A 17,717-nucleotide genomic window follows, 5' to 3' on the forward strand; every position below is an offset into this window, starting at 1 on the left:
CACCCCGGAGCCGGAGCGGGGGGTCAGGGCGCCGGGGGTCCGTCGATCCGGGTGCCGTCCGCCTCGTACACCCAGGGGTTGGCCCGGCACCCCCTGACTCCCTTGATCTGCTGCATCATCGCCGGTGCGGGCCGCCCCGCACCGGGGCAGCCCTGGTGTCCGTGCCCGAGGACATGCCCGACCTCATGGTTGATGATCAGTGCGTGGTAGTCGTGCGGCCGGTTCGGGTACTGGTCGCTCAGCTCCACCCAGCGGCGCACATTGACGATCAGATCGGGGGCGCTGGCACAGTTCACCTGTCCCCGGGTTTCCAGACCCCACTGACCGCACAGCTTGTCCGTGGTCCCGGGGGACACCACATGCACCACCATGTCGTACGGGGGTGAGGCGACCCGCTGGAAGGACGCCGCGCCCTGCCGGGTCCAGCCGCGTGGGTCCCGCAGGATCCCGTCGATCTCCTCGGCGACCGCGTCCGCCGTCAGACCGGTGCCGTCCTCCAGCTTCACCCCGTACCGGATCAGCCGCCCCCGGTCGCCGGCCCGCTCGCCACCGCCCCGGGCCCAGGTATAGGTCCCCGGCCCGTTCTCCTGATAGGTGCCGGAACGCCGCTCGGAGCTGCGCTCGGAGGTGCGCTGGGAGCGCCGCTCCCGATCGTCCGGGCCGGTGGCCGCCTTCTGCGGTGCCGGTTCGTGCGCCCGGTCCTCTTCCTTCTCCTTCTTCTTCTCCTTCTTCTTCTCCGGGGTGGCCGCCCGCTCCCGGCCGGGTCCGTCGTCGGAGCGTGAGGCACGGCCCGGATCCGCCGACCGGTCCACGGGAGCCTCCGGCGCCGGGGCCGTCCGGGGCGCGGGAGGCTTCTGCGACACCACCGCCCAGGCGGACCCCAGCAGGGCGCCCGCGCCGAGCAGCACCGCCAGGGCCGGCACCAGCCGGCGGGCGGGGGAGCGGCGCCGGCGGCGGTCCACCCGGCGGTGCCGGGACCGGGGCCGGGCGGCTGCGCTCCCCGGGCCGCCGGAGGACCCGGAGCCCTCAGAGCCGCCCGGGCCGTCGGAGCCGCCGAAGCCGTCGGGGCCGTCGGGGTCCGGAGTCTCGGTGAGCCGGGTGGGGCACATGGCGGGTCCAGCCTTCGTGCGGGGAGGGGAGGTCGGTCCCCGGCCGGATCGGGGGAGACCGGCCGGGGATGATCACAGTCCACGCCATCGCGCGTGGGGCCACGGTGAGCAAACCCACTCACCGGGATCTCACATCGGACAGGGATACTGGTCCGCAGGTCAGCGCGGGTGGGTCGGCGCGGGTGGGTCAGCGGTACTTCGGGAACGGAACAGACGCATGCGGGTGCTCGTGGTCGAGGACGAGGAGATGATGGCCGAGGCGATGGCCGAGGGCCTGCGCCAGGAGGGGCTCGCGGTCGATGTCGTCCACGACGGCGCCGCCGCCCTGGAACGGCTCGCGGTGCACACGTACGACGTGATGGTCCTCGACCGCGACCTGCCCCGGGTCCACGGTGACGAGGTCTGCCGCCGGACCGTCGCCTCCGATGCCGATACCCGGGTCCTGATGCTCACCGTCTCCACCACCGTCGCCGAGCGGGTGGCGGGCCTCGGCCTCGGCGCCGACGACTATCTCACCAAGCCCTTCGCCTTCGCCGAGCTGGTCGCCCGGATCCGGGCCCTCGGCCGCCGCTCCCGGCCCGCCGTCCCGCCCGTCCTCGAACGGTCCGGCATCCGGCTCGACCCCCATCTGCGGCAGACCACCCGGGACGGCCGCTACATCCCCCTCTCCCGCAAGGAGTTCGCCGTCCTGGAGGAGCTGCTGCGGGCCGAGGGCGCGCCCGTCTCCGCCGAGGAGCTGCTGGAGCGGGCCTGGGACGAGAATGTCGACCCCTTCACCACGGTCGTCCGGGTCACCATGCGCTCCCTGCGGCGCAAACTCGGCGACGACCCGGTCATCGAGACCCTGACCGGTGTGGGCTACCGCATCCGATGAACCCGCGCGCGCTCGGCGGCGGCCTCAGGGTCCGGCTCACCGCCGTCTTCGGACTGCTCTTCTTCGTCGCGGGGGCCGCCGTCTTCGGCGGTGCCGTGATCCTGGTCGGCAACAGCATGGAGTACACGCTGAAGCTGCCGTTCCCGATGTCCGCCACCACCTCGGTCCTCCCCGGCCCGGAGCCGGTCACCGTCCCGACCGGGATGCCCGCGCCGACCTCCACCGCCCCGGGTGCCCCGGGTGCCCCGGGTGCCCCGAGTGCCCCGGGCGAGCCGGGCGAACGGCCCTCGGCCCCCGCGGACCAGGAGTCCTCCGCCGCCCCCGACCCCGCCGCTGCCTCCGGGAGCGTCCCCGACCCCTTCTCCGGGACCGACCCCGCCTCCGGGACCGACCCCTTCTCCGGGGCCGACCCCGAGCAGTGGCGGGAGGTCCCGGGCGACAGCCAGTACATCGACGGGCCCACCCGCGAGGTCGTCCTCGCCTCCATGCGGGAGAACCTGATCATGAAGGGCGGGCTCACCGTCCTCGGTGTCGGTGTCGTCGCCACCACCCTGGGCTGGCTGGTCGCCGGGCGGCTGCTGCGCCCGCTCAACCGCATCACCTCCACCGCCGAACGGATCGCGGGCCGCACCCTGCACCGCCGTATCGACCTCGACGGGCCGCCCGGTGAGGTCAAACGGCTCGCCGACTCCTTCGACAGCATGCTGGACCGCCTGGACGAGGCGTTCGCCGGACAGGACCGCTTCATCGCCAACGCCGCCCATGAGCTGAAGACCCCGCTCGCGGTCGGGCGCACCCTGGTGGAGGTCGCCGTCGCCCGGACCGGGGCACCCCCCGAGGTCCAGCGGCTCGGTGAGAACCTGCTCGCCGTCAATGAGCGCCATGAGCGGCTGATCGACGCCCTGCTGACGCTGGCCCGTGCGGAGAGTTCGGTCGCCGAGCGGTTCCCGGTCGATCTGGCGCAGATCTCCGGAGCGGTCCTCGCCGCCACCCGGGAGGGCGCCGAGGAGGCGGGGCTGACCGTGACGACCGAGCTGCGCACGGCCCCGGCGGTGGGCGATCCGGTCCTGCTGGAGCAGCTGGTGCGCAATCTGGTGGACAACGCCGTGAAGTACAACCGGCCCGGGGGAACGATCCGGGTGGAGACCGGAGCCGGGCCTTCCGGCTCCTCCATCACCGTCGCCAACACCGGGGCGGTCATCTCCCGCCATGAGATCCCGGTCCTCTTCGAACCGTTCCGGCGGCTCACCGACCGGGTCGGTTCGGCCCGGGGGAGCGGGCTCGGCCTGTCGATCGTCCGCGCGGTGGCCCGTACCCATGACGGGGACGCCACCGCCGTGCCGAGGCCCGGGGGAGGGCTGGAGGTCACCGCGACCCTGCCCCCGGGCGGCGGCTGAGCCGGCCCGCCGCCCCCGGCCGTCCCCCGGGCTCTCAGTCGAGGGCCAGCTCGAAGCAGCGGGAGTCCTCCGCGCCGGCATAGGGGCCGTAGTTGGGTATCCGGACATAGCCGGACCGGGTGTAGCAGCGGATGGCGGCGGTGAGCAGGCTGCCGGTCTCCACCCGCAGCCTGCTCCACCCCAGCAGCCGGGCCCGCTCCTCCAGGGTGCTCAGCACCAGGGCGGCGACCCCCGAGCCCCGGTGGCCGGGGCTGACATACATCCGCTTGATCTCGCCCGCCCCGCCGCCCAGGTCACGCAGCCCGCCGCAGCCGACCGCGGTGCCGTCCGCGTCCCGTACGACGAAGAACGCCGCGCTGTCCGAGGCGGAGGGGGCGGGCCTCGGCTCGCTCTCCGGTGACCCGTAGACCTCCGCTATCTCCGACCGCTGGCGCTCACGCAGCGCGGCGGCCTCGGGGTCCTCCCAGGACACTTCCTCAATTTTCCCACCGGACTGGATCGTCATACCGGAAAGGGTGCCGGAGGCATATTTCCGGCAGGTTACGCCGCCACCGACGGGCCCGCCGACGCCCCTGCCGACGGGCCCGGTCGGGCCCGATCAGGCCCGGCCGTGCTCCCGCCCGAGGTCAGACGCCGTAACGCAGGGCGATGGTGTCCCCGACCCCGATCACCTTGTTACGGGCGGCACCCGCGAGCGCGGAGCCGTCGACACTCACCTTCCAGGTGCTCGTACCGCTGTTGGCCACCCCGTTCACCGAGGTGACCGTCCCCGATCCGGAGGCCGGCAGCAGACCCGTGACACAGCCCGCCGGGGTCGCCCCGCCGCCCGCCGCGTCCAGCACCGTCCCCAGGGTGGTGGTCGACCCGGTGGGCGTGAAGGAGACCGAGCACACCTTCGGGGCGCCCGTACCGGTGTCCACGCTCAGCGCCAGCCGGGTCGCCGTGCCCGCCGTGAACGACCCCTGCGCCACCCACCTGGGCTGACCCGCCGTCACCGGCTGCGGAGGCGCCGAGGTGAAGCCCCCGCCCGCCACCGCGCGCAGCGCGTCGATCGAGGAGTACGAGGAGGGGGAGGCGTCCCCCGCCTGGTAGCGGAAGCCCCCGGCCGGCGAGAACTGGAGCCCGATCAGATAGTCGATGGGCGTCTTGTTCATCCCGGTGAGGAAGGGGCCGGTCTGCGGGTTGATGCCACAGGCGTTCAGCCCCGACACCGCCCAGCCGTTGGAGCTGGAGTTGGGCCCGTACATCGCGTCGAAGGCACCCGACGGCTCCAGCAGCTTGTCACTGAGGAAGGTCCGCGCCGCCACCACGTCCGGGTCGGTGTTCGGCACCCCCGCCGCGCAGAGCGCCGCCATCGACGCCCCCGTCATATCGATGTCACTGGGGGCCGCCAGCTGGGCCGGATTGCCCTCGGCCTTGCTGTAGTTCCACCCGCCGTCGTTGTGCTGATTGGCCCGGATCCGGGTCACCGCGCGGTTCAGCACCGCGGCGGGCACCCGCTGCGCACCGGTCTGGGTCCGCGCCCCGGCGAGCGCCAGCGCGGCGAAGACCGTGCCGTTGTACGAGGCCGAGGGGCCGAAGTAGCCGGTCTCGGCGGTCTGCCAGTAGCTGTAGATGTGCGCGATCAGATTGCGCGAGGCCGACACCCGGGCCGGGTCGATGCCCGCCGCGTACGCGTTGAGGGTGGCCCGCTCGAACTCGGTGACCGGCGGGGTGGGGGAGGCGGGCCAGCCCGCGGAGGAGAGCAGATTGCGGTAGACGGTACGGGCGTTCTTCGTGGTGTCGCCCCCGGGCGCCACATCGGCGACGGCGGTGCCCGCGGCGGCGAAGGCGCTGAAGGCCCACTCGCCGGAGAGCCCCGGGCCCGCGTACGAACCGTCCGCCGCCTGAAGGGTCTTGAGGTAGGCGACACCGTTGGTGGTGGAGGTGGCGATCTGGGCGGGTGTGGAGGTGGCGGTGGCGTTCGGCGCCAGCAGCGCGAGCGCGCCGACGGCCGCCGGAAGGGCCAGGGCGAGTCTGCGGACGGAGGGACGTGACATGGCCTGCTCCTGGGATGAGGGACGCCGGCCACAGCGCCCCGCCCAGGTGCCGGTACGGGGGAGCGCGGAGTCCGCCGTCCGGAACGCGTGGTACGGCTTCCTGTACGGATGTGCCTGCCGCATGGGCATTCGGGCTCGGGACGGCTCCCCGCCGTCCCACACCGCTGCGCGTCAGCCCCGGATTCCCACCGGATTCCCCCATGGACAGCGAAGGACGCTACCTGACCTGGGCGATCACCGCCAGCATCGGGAACGGGGGAGGCCCGGCGACGGGTGCCTTGACGCCCCGCTCAACACCGTGTTCCAATCCGGCTGTTGAGAACACTCCACACCAGGGGAAGCCGGTCGAAATCCGGCGCTGACCCGCAACCGTGGGCCCGTGCGAGCGGGCGAGCCGGACTGCCTGGAGCGGAGAGAGAACGGAACGAAGAGCGCCGTCGTGGACTGCGGCGTGGTCCATCATGGCCGCCCGGAGGCGCATCGCCCGGGTGGCCTGCTGCCACGCCTGTCTCCACCCGGCCGATACGGGGGGCCACGGGTGGATACCGGACAGCGGCGTGCGTACCGTCGGGCGGCGGCCACCGCCCCCGCGCGAACCCTGCTCTCCCTGCTGATGGCCGCACTGCTGGCGACCGCCGCCGGAGCCGTGCCCGCCACCGCCGCGCCCCGGTCCGCTCCCCCCGGGGCGACCGCCGCCGAGGAGTGCACCCCCACCCGGGGCGCCAGGGTCGCCGTCGACTTCGGGGTCTTCGGCGGACCGGTCCGCGTCGGCTGCGACACCACCCCGACCACCGGCTACGAGCTGCTGCGGGACACCGGCTTCCGCACCACCGGCACCCAGCACGACGGCGCCGGGTTCCTCTGCCGTATCGGCCATCCCGCCGTGAACTCCGGCACCCAGTACCCCACCCCCCAGGACGAGGACTGCCTCCTCACCCCCACCCCCGACGCCTACTGGTCCTACTGGGTCGCCTCCCGGGGCGACGACGACTGGACCTACAGCCGCTACGGCGCCATGACCCGGGAACTCAGGCCCGGCGATGTCGACGCCTGGGTCTTCGGCGGCACCGATGTCGCCGGTGGCAAGGGACGGCCCGACTTCACCCCCGATGAGATCCGGGGCGGCGACGGCGGACCCGGTGAGACCCCCGTCCCCGACCCGCCGGTCGCCCGCGCCGAGTTGAAGAAGGCCGAGAGCTGGCTCACCGGCAACCTCCAGGGCCGGGACCATGTGGTCCACGACGGCACCACCGAGCCCGACCGGCTCCGTACCGCCGACACCGCCTTCGCGCTCGCCGCGACCGGTGGATACGGCCCCGTCCTCGAACGGCTCACGGCCCATCTGCGCCGCCACGCAGGCCCGTTCGCCTATCCGAACGGCGTGGCCGCCGCGCCCGACCCCCGGGCCGCCGCCCGGCTCGCGCTGCTCGCCGAGATCACCGGTGCCGACGCCGCCGACTTCGGGGGACACGACCTCCCCGGCGATCTGATCCGGCACCGGTGCACCGGGTCCGGGCCCGGCTGCACCGCCGCGGGCGACTTCCGGGGCGCCCGACAGACCGAGGTCCAGGCCCTCGCCGTGCTCGCGCTGGTCCGCGACGGCCGCCGCCCGCCCGCCGACACCCTCGCCCGGCTCACCGCCGTCCAGTGCCGCGACGGCGGCTTCAACACCACCCTCACCCCCGCCGGGGGCAGTTGCAACGCCGACGAGGCCACCACCGGAGCCGCCACCCTGGCGCTCCGCGCGGCGGGCGGTCACACCGAGGCCGTCGCCCGCGCGGTGGGCCACCTCAAGAAGAGCCAGCGCCAGGACGGCTCCTTCGCCGCCCTCGGCATGACCAACGGCCTGGTCCACGCCACCGGATACGCGGCCCAGGCCCTGTACGCCACCGGGCAGGGCCTGCGCGCCCGCGCCGCGGTCTCCTGGCTCGCCCGGCAGCAGCTTCCCAACGGCGGCTTCGGCTTCGAGGAGGGCGCGACCGACGCGTTCATCGCCGCCACCGTCCCCGCCGTGCTCGGCACCGCCCGCACCAGCCTGGCGGAGCTGACCGCCCACAAGCCCCCCGCCCCCCAGCCGCCGGGCAGGCCCACCGGCCGGAAGCCCGACCTCACGAAGGGCTCCGCCTATCTCACCGACCGCAGCCGACTGCGGCAGGGCCGCTACTACGGCACCGGACCCACCACCCGGGCCGACTTCGGGCTGACCGTCGACGGCGCCTTCGCCCTCGCCGCGACCGGGCAGCGCCGCGACGATCTGCGGACCATCGTGGACTTCCTCGACCACGGCGGCGAGGACGGCACCGGACGCACCCTCCACGACTGGACCGGCGCCGGGGCCGAACGCCCGCTGGGCGGACAGCTCGGCAAGGCGGCGCTGCTCGCCCAGACCGTGGACCGTGACCCGCGCGACTTCGGCGGCCGGGACCTGATCGCCGCCCTGGACGAGGCGGTCTGCCCGGCACCGAGCACCGGCGGGGACCGCAGCTGTGCCGCCCGGGGCGCCTACACCTGGACCCGGGCCGTCTTCGGCCAGTCCCTCGGGGTCATCGCCCAGCTGCGCGCCGGGGAGACCACGGCCGCCGCCGAACCCGTCGGCTATCTCCTGGACCTCCAGCGCCCGTCCGGCGCCTGGCCCAGCCTGATCCCGTCCACGGGCGACGAGGACGTGGACTCCACCGCCGTCGCCGCCATGGCCCTGGAGCTCGCCGAGGGCCCGCGCGCCCGGGGCGCCGTCCGGAGGGCCGTCGACTGGATCGCCTCCCGCCAGCTGACCGGCGGCGGCTTCCCCGGCGCCGCCGGCACCTCGGTCAACTCGACCGCCCTCGCGGTCCAGGCGCTCTCCCTCGACCGCGAGCGGCACCGGGACCGGATCGCCCGGGCCCTCGGCTTCCTGGCGGGCCAGCAGAACGCCGACGGGGGCTTCAATGTCGCCAAGGAGGGGCAGCGGGGCTCCGATCTGCGCGCCTCCACCCAGGCCGTGGGGGGCGCGACCGGTGTCTCCTTCGCCCGGCTCAGCCGCAGCCTCGCCGGTACGACCCCCCGCCCGCCCGGCGGACCCGACCCCGACCCCGACCCCGACCCGGGTCCCGGCCCTGGTCCTGGTCCCGGTCCTGGTCCCGGTCCCGGTCCCGAGATCGTCACGCCGGGGGAGAACGACGGCCCCGGAAGCGGCCCCGGCAGCGACGGTGGCGCGGACGGCAGTGGTACGGGAGACACCCCCGGCGGCCCCCTCGCCCGGACCGGCTCACCCGCCCGCTCCCTCCTCCTCACCGCCGGCGCCCTCGCCGCCCTCGGCGCCGCACTGACCACCGCGGTCGCCTACCGCAACCGCCGCACCAGGAGCCCCCGATGAGCACCCGCACGGGTCGTCCATGGCTGCTCGGGCGCGTCGTCGCGGCGTTCGCGCTGGCCGTCGCGCTCACCGCGCAGACCGGTACCGCCGCCACCGCCGCGCCGCAGCCCATCGGCCGGTGCACCACCTCCTCCGGGGTGGTGCTCGCCGTGGACCTCAGCCGCTGGGGCGGGCCCATCATGCGGTCCTGCGGCACCACCCCCACCACCGGGTACGAACTCCTCAACCAGGGCGGCTGGCGCACCACCGGCACCGGACACGACGGCCCCGCCTTCATCTGCCGCATCGGCTACAGCGGCTTCCGGAACGGCAAGCAGTACCCCACGCCCCGGGACGAGGACTGCGTCCTCACCCCGCCCGCCACCGCCTACTGGTCCTACTGGCACGCCGGCCCCGGCGAGGACACCTGGGAGTACAGCCGGCTCGGCGCCATGAGCTACCGGCCCCAACCCGGCAGCGTCGACCTGTGGATCTTCGGTGCCACCGATGTCGAGGGCGTACGGGGCCGGCCCACCGTCACCCCCGACCAGCTGCGCGCCCACAACACCCGCCCCAGCGGCGGCGGGTCCACCGACCGGCCTCGCCCCCGGCCGACGACCGCCGCGCCCGCGCCGACCACCGGCCGGCCCGCGCCCCCGGCCCGCTCCGCCACCCCGTCCCAGGACGGCAGCCGCCCCGCGCCCCGGGCATCCGGTCCCGCCCCCCGGGCCTCCGCCGCCGATTCCGCCACCCCGTCACCGAGCCGTACCGCGACCGCGACCGCCGCCCCCGCGGCGACGGCCGCCCCCGAGGACGCCGCCGTCGCCGCGCCCGGCGGTGCGGCCCGGGTGGCCGACGCGCCCCCCGCCGCCGACACCGACAACGACACCGGCTCCGCGCTGCCCGCCCTGATCACCGCCGCCCTGGTGGCGCTCATCGGCGGCGGAGCCGTGTACACCGCCCGGCGCCGCCGCCGCGCCGGGTGACCCGCCCCATGGCCCTCATCGCCCCCCGTCTGCCCCGCCCGCTGCACCCCGTGGCCTGGTGGATCTGGGCGCTCGCCCTCGCCACCGCCGCCGGCCGCACCAACAACCCGCTGCTGCTCCTGCTCGTCCTCGCGGTCCTCGGACATGTCGTCACCCTGCGCCGCACCGAGGCCCCCTGGGCGCGCGGCTTCTCGTACTACCTCTGGTTCGCCCTGATCGTGATCGCGATCCGGGTGGTCTTCCGCGCGGTCTTCGGCACCGGCATCCGCCCCGACGACCATCTGCTCTTCTCGCTGCCCACCGTCCCCACCCCCGACTGGTACGCGGGCATCAGCATCGGCGGCCCGGTCTCCCTGGAGGCGCTGCTCTCGGCCGCCACCGACGGGCTGCGGCTCGCCTGCATGCTCTGCTGTATCGGCGCGGCCAACACCCTCGCCAACCCCAAGCGCGCCCTGCGGATCCTCCCCGGCGCGCTGTACGAACTCGGGGTCGCCGTCACCGTCGCGCTGAGTGTCGCCCCCCAACTGGTGCAGAGCGTCCAGCGGGTCGCCCGGGCCCGGCGGCTGCGGGCCGGTGACCGGAAGGGCCTCAAGGCCCTGCGGGGCATCGTCGTCCCCGTCCTGGAGGACGCCCTGGAACGCTCCCTGCGGCTCGCCGCCGCCATGGACTCCCGGGGATACGGACGGGCCGGGACCGCCACCCGCCGCTCCCGCCGGCTGACCGGGGCGCTGATGCTGCTGGGCATGTGCGGACTGTGCGCCGGGGCGTACGGGCTGCTCGACCCCTCCGCGCCCACCGCGCTCGGGCTGCCCGCGCTGCTCGGCGGGGCCCTGCTCTGCACCGCCGGGCTGCGGCTCGGCGGCCGGCGGGTCACCCGGACCGCCTACCGGCCCGACCCCTGGCGGGCGGCCGAGTGGACCGTCGCGGCCTGCGGGGTGCTCGCGGCGGCCGTGCTCTTCGCCAACACCGGCTATGACCCCGCCCAGCTCAACCCCACCTTCCATCCACTGGGCTGGCCCGCGCTGCCCGTGGTCCCGGCCGCCGCCATCCTGCTCGCGGGGGCCGCCGGACTCGCCGCCCCGCCACCCGGCCCGGTCACGCCCCGCCCGGCCGCACCCGCCGCCGGCCGCGCGGCCACCCGTAACGCCGGCCGCGCGGCGGCCCGTACCACCGCCCGTACCACCGACCCTGCCGGCGACCGGCCCGCCGGCCGGCGGCCCGCCCGTACCACCGAGGACGCCCAGTGATCACCTTTGACCGGGTCGGCGTCGTCTACGACGGGGCGGACACCCCCGTCCTCCGCGATGTCGACCTCACCGTGGAGGAAGGGGAACTCTGCCTGGTCGTCGGCCATACGGGCGTCGGCAAGTCCACCCTCCTCGGCGCCGTCAACGGCCTCGTGCCCCACTTCACCGGCGGCACCCTGCACGGCAGGGTCACCGTCGACGGCCGGGACACCGCGACCCACCCGCCGCGCGAACTCGCCGATGTCGTCGGTGTGGTGGGACAGGACCCGCTGGACGGCTTTGTCACCGACACCGTGGAGGAGGAGCTGGCCTACGCCATGGAACAGCTCGCCGTCCCCCCGCCGGTGATGCGCAAACGGGTCGAGGAGACCCTCGACCTCCTCGGCCTCGCGGACCTGCGCCACCGCGCCCTCCATGAACTCTCCGGCGGGCAGCAGCAGCGGGTCGCCATCGGCTCCGTGCTCACCGCCCACCCCCGGATCCTGGTCCTCGACGAACCCACCTCCGCACTCGACCCGACCGCCGCCGAGGAGGTGCTCGCCGCCGTCACCCGCCTCGTCCACGACCTGGGGGTGACCGTCCTCCTCGCCGAACACCGCCTGGAGCGGGTGGTGCAGTACGCCGACCGGGTCATCCACCTCCCGGGCGACGGTCTGGTCCGCGCCGGGACACCCGCCGAGGTCTTCCGCACCGCCTCCGTCGCCCCGCCCATCGTGGAGCTGGGCCGGCTCGCCGGCTGGACCCCGCTGCCGCTCTCCGTCCGCGACGCCCGCCGCGCCGCCGCCCCGCTGCGCGGCCGACTGGCCGCCACCGCCGTCCCGCCCGTGCGCACCCCGGCCCCCGCCGGGCCGCCGCTGCTGCGGGCCCGGGGCATCACCGTCGCGTACGGGGACGTCGCCGCCGTACGCGAGGTCGATCTCACCCTGCGGGCGGGCGAGGTCACCGCCCTCATGGGCCGCAATGGCTCCGGGAAGTCCTCCCTGCTCTGGGCGGTCCAGGGCGCCGGCCCCCGCCGCTCCGGGAGCGTCGAGGCGGGCGAGGACGGCAAGGACCCCGGGAAGCTCTCCGCCGCCGAGGCCCGCCGGATCGTCTCCCTCGTCCCGCAGACCCCCACCGATCTCCTCTACCTGGACAGCGTGCGCCAGGAACTCGACCAGGCCGACCGGGAGTCCGCCACCGCACCCGGGACACCCGGGACACCCGGGACACCCGGGGGTCCGGCCGGGGCCCTGACGGCCCGGGAGATCCTGGACCGGCTCGCCCCCGGCGTCGCCGACACCACCCACCCCCGCGATCTCTCCGAGGGGCAGAAGCTCGCCCTCGTCCTCGCCATCCAGCTCACCGCGGCCCCCCGGGTGCTCCTGCTGGACGAACCCACCCGGGGGCTCGACTACCGGGCCAAGGAGCAGCTGATCCGTACCGTCGACGGCCTCGCCGCCGAGGGCCGGTCCGTGGTGGTCTCCACCCATGACGTGGAGTTCGCCGCCCGTGCCGCCGACCGGGTGGTCGTCATGGCCGAGGGCGAGATCGTCGCCGACGCCCCCACCGCCGATGTCATCGTCGCGTCCCCGGTCTTCGCCCCCCAGACCGCGAAGATCCTCGCACCGCTGCCCTTTCTCACGGTCGGCCAGGTGGGAGCGGTCCTCGCCGCCACCGGGACACCCGCATGAGGGCGTACGACGGGCGGGAGCACACGGGGCGGGAGCGCACCGGACAGGAACACACGGGGCGGCGGCGCACCGCGCGGGCGATCCGGCTCACCCCGCGCGCCTCGGCCGTCATCGTGCTCGCCGCCCTGCTGGGACTGGTCGCCTTCTTCTGGCCCTTCGTCGTCGCCCCGGGGAAGTTCGGCTCCCAGTACGCGCCCCCGCTGATCTTCGGGGTGCTGCTGGTCCTCGTGGTCTGTGTGGTCCTCTCCGAGATCGCGGAGGGCGGCATCGACTCCAAGGCCCTGGCCATGCTGGGCGTCCTCTCCGCCGTCAACGCCGCCCTGCGGCCCCTGGGCGCCGGCACCGCCGGGGTGGAGACCGTCTTCTTCCTCCTGGTCCTCGCGGGCCGGGTCTTCGGCCCCGGCTTCGGCTTCGTCCTCGGCTGCACCTCGCTCTTCGCCTCCGCCCTGATCACCGGGGGAGTGGGCCCCTGGATGCCGTACCAGATGTTCGGCTGCGCCTTCGTCGGCATGCTCGCCGGACTGCTGCCCCGGGCCGGCGGGCGCCGTGAGGTGCTGATGCTGGCGCTCTACGGCTCCTTCTCCGGCTATCTCTTCGGCTTTCTGCTCAATCTGTCCTTCTGGCCGTTCTCCGTGGACCCCGGCAGCTCCCTCGCCTATCTCCCGGGGCTGCCCTTCACCGAGCAGTGGCAGCGCTACCTCGCCTTCGACCTCGCCACCTCGCTCGGCTGGGACACCGGCCGCGCCGTCACCACCTTCCTCTGTGTGCTGCTCGCCGGGCCCGCCGTCCTCGCCACCTTCCGCCGCGCCGCCCGGCGGGCCCGCTTCGACGCCCCGGTCCGCTTCACCGCCCGGGAGGGCCGCACGGGCGGTGGGCCGACCGCCCCGCCGGCCTGACGGAGGCCGCCCGCCGTCAGTGCGCGGGGGCGAGCCCCTGGCTCTCCAGCACCGGCCGAAAGGCCCGTACCGCGTAGAAGTTACGGGACTTGACCGTGCCCGTCGGCACCCCGAGGACGGCCGCCGCCTGCACCGCCGAACGGTCCTTCATATGCAGCTCCACCAGGACATCGCGCTGATGGGCGGGGAGCCGGGAGAGCGCGAGTCCCATGTCGTACGCGCCCAGCACCTCCTCGTACGGGTCCGCCGGCACGGGCGCGTGGTCCTCCGGGTACTCGTTGCCGATCTCCTGCACCCGCGCCGACTGACGGCGGAAGTGGTCGATGGCGATCCGCCGGGCCACCGTGAAGAGCCAGGGCCTGCCGTACTCCGGGCCCCGCGCCAGCGCACGGGGATGCTGCCAGGCCCGCAGAAAGGTCTCCTGGAGGACGTCCTCGGCCCGGCCCCGGTCGCCCGAGCAGAGACGGAGCAGCGCTCTCAGTAACGCGCGGGCGTGCAGCCGATACAGCTCGGCCACCATCTCCTGGTCCAGGGTCGAGGGCGGGGCGGCTGCCGGGCGGGCGGGGCGGGACAGGTTTTGAGCAGCCGGGGTCTGAGCAGCCGGGGTCTGAGCAGCTGTGACGGCCATGGCGACGGCTCCTTGGGGGCGGACGGCCTGGGGAGAGGGAGCGTTTCAGCGCCCGCCAACGCCCGGCCAACGTCTCGCCAACGCCTCGGCCGGGCGTTCGATGAACGGTCCGAACCGGGGGCTCCGGCTCCGCTGGACCACTGGGCGCGGCGCCGTTCGTCGTGCGGAACCGACCGCTCGGCGTGGCCCGGGGCCGCCCGTCCGGCAGCCTCTCGGCGGACCCTCCCGACGGACCGCCGAACGCTCCCCCGTGACCGTCCGCCGATTGGGTCCCGGCCCGTCCCGGGGGTCCCGCACCGGCCGTGGCGGCCCCCTGCTGCCGCCGGACCGGCCCCCTCCACCGCTTCCGCGGGCCCGGTCGCGCCGGGTCCCGATCACCCCGCGCGAGCGTCCCGTCACCGGCTTTGGCGGGCCGCTGTAAGGTACTGCTCCCACACAGACGGGAGGGGACATCCGTGGAGGTTCTGCTGCTGGGGCCGGCGGAACTTCGCGGGGAGGACGGCTCCCGGGCCCCGCTGGGCGGCGCCCGGCGCCGGGCCGTGCTGGCCACCCTCGCCCTCAGTCTCAACCGGGTCGTCCCGGTGGAGCGGCTGCTGCATCTGGTGTGGGACGAGGCTCCGCCCCCCAGCGCCCGTGCCGCCCTCCAGGGCCATGTCGCCGGGTTGCGCGCCGTGTTCGACCCCTCGGTGCGGCTGATCACCCGGTCGCCCGGCTATGTGCTGCGGGCCGAACGCGACCGGGTCGATGTCCACCGTATGCGCGATCTGCGGTCCGCCGCCGATCTCGCCGCCGACGACACCGAGGGCATCCGGCTGCTGCGGTCCGCCCTCGCGCTCTGGCGCGGACCCGCGCTCGCCGACTGCGGCTCCCACGCACTGCGCGCCGAGTACCAGCAGCGGCTGGAGGATCTGCGGCTCGCCTCGGTCGAGCAACTGGCCGAACGGCTGCTGCGGACGGGGAAGGGGGCCCGTGCCGTCCCCGAGCTGACCGAGGCCGTCCGCACGGATCCCCTGCGGGAGTCCCTGGTACGGCTGCTGATGCTCTGCCACCACCAGGGCGGCCGGGCGGCCGAGGCGGTCCGCCAGTACCACGCCACCCGTGAACTCCTCGGCGAGGAACTCGGGGTCGAACCCGGTGCCCCGCTCCAGGCCGCGCTGGCGGAGGTGCTGCGGCGGCCCGCGCACCGGGTCACCGCGACGCCGGCCGGGCCGCGGTACGCGCTCTCCGCGCCGGCTCCCGCGCCGATGCCCCCGTCGGGCGCCGCAGCCGCACCCGCCGGACCGGCTCCCCGGGGGCCGGGGGAGAGCCGGGGCCCCGGCACGGCCGGACCGGCCGCCACCGGCGCCCTGTTACCCCGGGCCCCGGAACCGGCCCCGGAACCGGCCCAGGAACCGGCGCCCGGGGAGCACCCCGCCGCGCCCCTATACGGGGACCACCCCGCCGTGCCGCCACCCGGGGACCATCCCGGCGTCCCGGCGCCCGGAGAGCACTCCGGCGTCCCGGTACGCCCCGCCCAACTGCCCCGCTCCATCGCGGGCTTCACCGGGCGGGTGGCCGAGTTCCTCGTCCTCAACCGCGCCGCCTCCGCCGAGTCCGGAGGGCTGTGCCTGGTCGTCGGCCCCGCCGGAGTCGGCAAGACCTCCCTCGCCCTGCGCTGGGCGCACGCCGCCCTCGCCCGCTTCCCCGACGGCCAGCTCTTCGCCGACCTCCATGGCTTCGACGACGCCGCCCCCGCCGATCCCCTCACCATCCTGCGCGGCTTTCTGCTCGCCCTCGGCGTGCCCGCCGCCGGGGTCCCCGAGGACGAGTGGGCCGTCCAGGCCCTCTACCGCTCCCTCCTCGCCGAACGCCGGCTGCTGGTGGTCCTCGACAACGCCCGTGACTCCGCCCAGGTGCGGCCCCTGATCGCCGGGGGCACCGGCACCGCGACCGTCGTCACCAGCCGCAACCGGCTGGACGGCCTCGTCGCCCGGGACGGGGCCCGGACCGTCGCCCTCGGCATGCTGGACGAGGAGGCGGGCGTCGATCTGCTCGCCGCCACCCTCACCGACGACCGGGTCACCGGCGACCCCGGCGCCGCCCGCGCCCTCACCCGGCTCTGCGGCGGACTGCCGCTCGCCCTGCGGATCACCGCCGCCCGGCTGATCGCCCACCCCGGCTGGCCGCTCACCGCCGTCGTGGACGAACTCACCGACGAACAGCGCCGGCTCGCCGCCCTCCGGGTCGAGGACGCCGATGTCGCCGCCGCCCTCGCGCTGAGCCTGCGGACCCTCGGCGACGACGCGCGCCGGGTCTTCGCCGCCTTCGGTATCCTGCCCGGCCCCGATGTCACCGCCTGTACGGTGGCCGCGACCACCGCCCTGCCCTGCGACCGGGCCCAGCACGCCCTGGCCGGGCTCTCCTCCGCCCATCTGGTCGAGGAACGCACCCCCGGCCGCTACTCCTGTCACAGCCTGGTCCGCCTCTACTCCCGCCAGCACCTCGCCGACAGCCACCCCGAACAGCCGCGACGGCTGCTGGACCACGCCCTCCACTCCGCGTACGCCGCCTCCCGGGCCTTCGACCCCACCGGGCGGCCCTGCTGCGACCTCCCCGCCTGGTGCCCGCCCCCGCCCTGTCTGCCCGAACTCCCCGACCGGCAGGCCGTGGTCCGCTGGTACGGGACGGAGGCGGACAATCTGCGCGCCACCCTGGAACTCGCCGCCCGCGAGGGCCGGCCCGGCCACACCTGGCGGCTCACCGTACTGATCTGGCCGCTGCTGACCTCCCAGGTCCACCGCGACTGGGCCGCCACCGTCGAGCACGGGCTGCGCGCCGCCCGCGCCGCCGGTGACCCCGTCGCCGAGACCCGGGTGCTGAATCTCCTGGGCTGGGCCCATATCGAGGCGGGCCGCAGCGCCGACGCCATCCCCCATCTGCGGCGCTCCGCCGAGCTGGCACGGGAGACCGGGGACGCCTGCGACCTCGCCCAGGCCCTGATCAACCTGGGCCTCGCCCGCTCCGCGCTGCTCTCGCCCGACGAGGCCACCCACTGCTATGTGGAGGCGGCGGCGGTGGCCGAGGCCATCCCCGACTATGGGACCACCGCCCTCGCCCTGCACCATCTCGCCCAGCTCTGCCTGGACCGGGACCGCCCCGCCGAGGCCCTCGCCCACAGCGCCCGCGCCCTGGAGCTGCGGGCCCATGCCGCCCTCGGGCTGATGGAGTCACTGCTGCTGGACGTGCAGGGGGTGGCCCTGCACCGGACCGGCCGCCCGGAGCCCGGCTACGCCCTGCTGCGCGAGGCGCTGAGTCTGGTGCAGCGGGAACGCTTCCGGGTGAAGGAGGCCGACATCCTGGAGCACCTCGCCGCGCTCTCCCTGGACCTCGGCCTCCCCGAGGAGTCCGAGACCCACCGCACCCGCGCCCGCGCCCTGCGGGAACACATCCGCCGCGAGGCGGCCGGGGCGCCCTGACCCCTGACCCCCGGGGCCCGGCGGGCGGGTGACCGGGCTCCGGCGCGCCGCCCCCTCGGATGCGGTGATCCATGTCACATCTGGT

General features: G+C 75.4%; 12 protein-coding genes and 2 riboswitches. Of the genes, 8 read left to right on the plus strand and 4 right to left on the minus strand.

Translation table 11 applies throughout. The annotated features are described in order from the left end of the window. Nucleotides 1-23 precede the first annotated feature (23 nt). Nucleotides 24-1,109, minus strand: coding sequence for a DUF3152 domain-containing protein (locus tag ABT354_RS00905; RefSeq protein WP_351487100.1), 1,086 nt, complete (start codon nt 1,107-1,109; stop codon nt 24-26). Between the two features lie 217 nt (nt 1,110-1,326). On the opposite strand from ABT354_RS00905, the gene ABT354_RS00910 reads away from it, so the two are divergent. Next, complete coding sequence (locus ABT354_RS00910; RefSeq protein ID WP_351487103.1) at nt 1,327-1,983, plus strand: response regulator transcription factor; 657 nt, start codon at nt 1,327-1,329, stop codon at nt 1,981-1,983. After that, the gene (locus ABT354_RS00915) at nt 1,980-3,380 is read left to right on the plus strand and encodes a sensor histidine kinase (protein WP_351487106.1); all 1,401 of its coding nucleotides are present in this window, start codon (nt 1,980-1,982) and stop codon (nt 3,378-3,380) included. Before ABT354_RS00910 ends, ABT354_RS00915 begins: the two co-directional genes overlap by 4 nt. A gap of 34 nt (nt 3,381-3,414) precedes the next feature. Here ABT354_RS00915 and ABT354_RS00920 read toward each other — a convergent pair whose 3' ends face one another. Beyond that, complete coding sequence (locus ABT354_RS00920) at nt 3,415-3,885, minus strand: GNAT family N-acetyltransferase (RefSeq protein WP_351487109.1); 471 nt, start codon at nt 3,883-3,885, stop codon at nt 3,415-3,417. Nucleotides 3,886-4,006: 121 nt separating this feature from the next. Beyond that, nucleotides 4,007-5,419: a hypothetical protein gene (locus ABT354_RS00925; protein ID WP_351487113.1), complete on the minus strand. Its 1,413-nt coding sequence runs from the start codon at nt 5,417-5,419 to the stop codon at nt 4,007-4,009. 123 nt (nt 5,420-5,542) lie between these two features. Further along, nucleotides 5,543-5,640: riboswitch (cobalamin riboswitch) on the minus strand. Between the two features lie 71 nt (nt 5,641-5,711). Then, a riboswitch (cobalamin riboswitch) is annotated at nt 5,712-5,832 on the plus strand. A 125-nt stretch (nt 5,833-5,957) separates the two neighbouring features. Between ABT354_RS00925 and ABT354_RS00930 the strand changes: the two genes are divergently transcribed. From ABT354_RS00930 to ABT354_RS00950, 5 genes are read left to right on the plus strand one after another with little or no spacing between them, the layout of a single operon-like run. Further along, on the plus strand, nt 5,958-8,771 hold the full coding sequence (locus ABT354_RS00930) for a prenyltransferase/squalene oxidase repeat-containing protein (RefSeq protein WP_351487115.1): 2,814 nt from the start codon (nt 5,958-5,960) through the stop codon (nt 8,769-8,771). Next, nucleotides 8,768-9,736, plus strand: a complete 969-nt coding sequence (locus ABT354_RS00935; protein ID WP_351487118.1) for a hypothetical protein — start codon at nt 8,768-8,770, stop codon at nt 9,734-9,736. The genes ABT354_RS00930 and ABT354_RS00935 overlap by 4 nt, the downstream gene beginning before the upstream one ends. 8 nt (nt 9,737-9,744) lie before the next feature. Continuing rightward, nucleotides 9,745-10,983 carry an energy-coupling factor transporter transmembrane component T gene (locus tag ABT354_RS00940; RefSeq protein WP_351487120.1) on the plus strand — a complete coding sequence of 413 codons (1,239 nt, stop codon included), beginning with the start codon at nt 9,745-9,747 and terminating at the stop codon, nt 10,981-10,983. Further along, the gene (locus ABT354_RS00945; RefSeq protein WP_351487122.1) at nt 10,980-12,653 is read left to right on the plus strand and encodes an ABC transporter ATP-binding protein; all 1,674 of its coding nucleotides are present in this window, start codon (nt 10,980-10,982) and stop codon (nt 12,651-12,653) included. The genes ABT354_RS00940 and ABT354_RS00945 overlap by 4 nt, the downstream gene beginning before the upstream one ends. After that, on the plus strand, nt 12,650-13,549 hold the full coding sequence (locus ABT354_RS00950; RefSeq protein ID WP_351487124.1) for an ECF transporter S component: 900 nt from the start codon (nt 12,650-12,652) through the stop codon (nt 13,547-13,549). The genes ABT354_RS00945 and ABT354_RS00950 overlap by 4 nt, the downstream gene beginning before the upstream one ends. Before the next feature lie 16 nt (nt 13,550-13,565). On the opposite strand, the gene ABT354_RS00955 is transcribed toward ABT354_RS00950, so the two are convergent. Further along, nucleotides 13,566-14,177 carry a sigma-70 family RNA polymerase sigma factor gene (locus ABT354_RS00955; protein WP_351487126.1) on the minus strand — a complete coding sequence of 204 codons (612 nt, stop codon included), beginning with the start codon at nt 14,175-14,177 and terminating at the stop codon, nt 13,566-13,568. 455 nt (nt 14,178-14,632) lie between these two features. On the opposite strand from ABT354_RS00955, the gene ABT354_RS00960 reads away from it, so the two are divergent. Then, on the plus strand, nt 14,633-17,632 hold the full coding sequence (locus tag ABT354_RS00960) for an AfsR/SARP family transcriptional regulator (protein WP_351487128.1): 3,000 nt from the start codon (nt 14,633-14,635) through the stop codon (nt 17,630-17,632). Nucleotides 17,633-17,717 lie beyond the last annotated feature (85 nt).

This window comes from Streptomyces sp. NPDC000594, from assembly GCF_040299965.1.
Taxonomy (GTDB): domain Bacteria; phylum Actinomycetota; class Actinomycetes; order Streptomycetales; family Streptomycetaceae; genus Streptomyces.

Bases quoted from the DNA above. Each gene is read 5' to 3' on its own strand.
- ABT354_RS00905 (WP_351487100.1), bottom strand. From the start codon at position 1,109: ATGTGCCCCACCCGGCTCACCGAGACTCCGGACCCCGACGGCCCCGAC.
- ABT354_RS00910 (WP_351487103.1), top strand. From the start codon at position 1,327: ATGCGGGTGCTCGTGGTCGAGGACGAGGAGATGATGGCCGAGGCGATG.
- ABT354_RS00915 (WP_351487106.1), top strand. From the start codon at position 1,980: ATGAACCCGCGCGCGCTCGGCGGCGGCCTCAGGGTCCGGCTCACCGCC.
- ABT354_RS00920 (WP_351487109.1), bottom strand. From the start codon at position 3,885: ATGACGATCCAGTCCGGTGGGAAAATTGAGGAAGTGTCCTGGGAGGAC.
- ABT354_RS00925 (WP_351487113.1), bottom strand. From the start codon at position 5,419: ATGTCACGTCCCTCCGTCCGCAGACTCGCCCTGGCCCTTCCGGCGGCC.
- ABT354_RS00935 (WP_351487118.1), top strand. From the start codon at position 8,768: ATGAGCACCCGCACGGGTCGTCCATGGCTGCTCGGGCGCGTCGTCGCG.
- ABT354_RS00940 (WP_351487120.1), top strand. From the start codon at position 9,745: ATGGCCCTCATCGCCCCCCGTCTGCCCCGCCCGCTGCACCCCGTGGCC.
- ABT354_RS00950 (WP_351487124.1), top strand. From the start codon at position 12,650: ATGAGGGCGTACGACGGGCGGGAGCACACGGGGCGGGAGCGCACCGGA.
- ABT354_RS00955 (WP_351487126.1), bottom strand. From the start codon at position 14,177: ATGGCCGTCACAGCTGCTCAGACCCCGGCTGCTCAGACCCCGGCTGCT.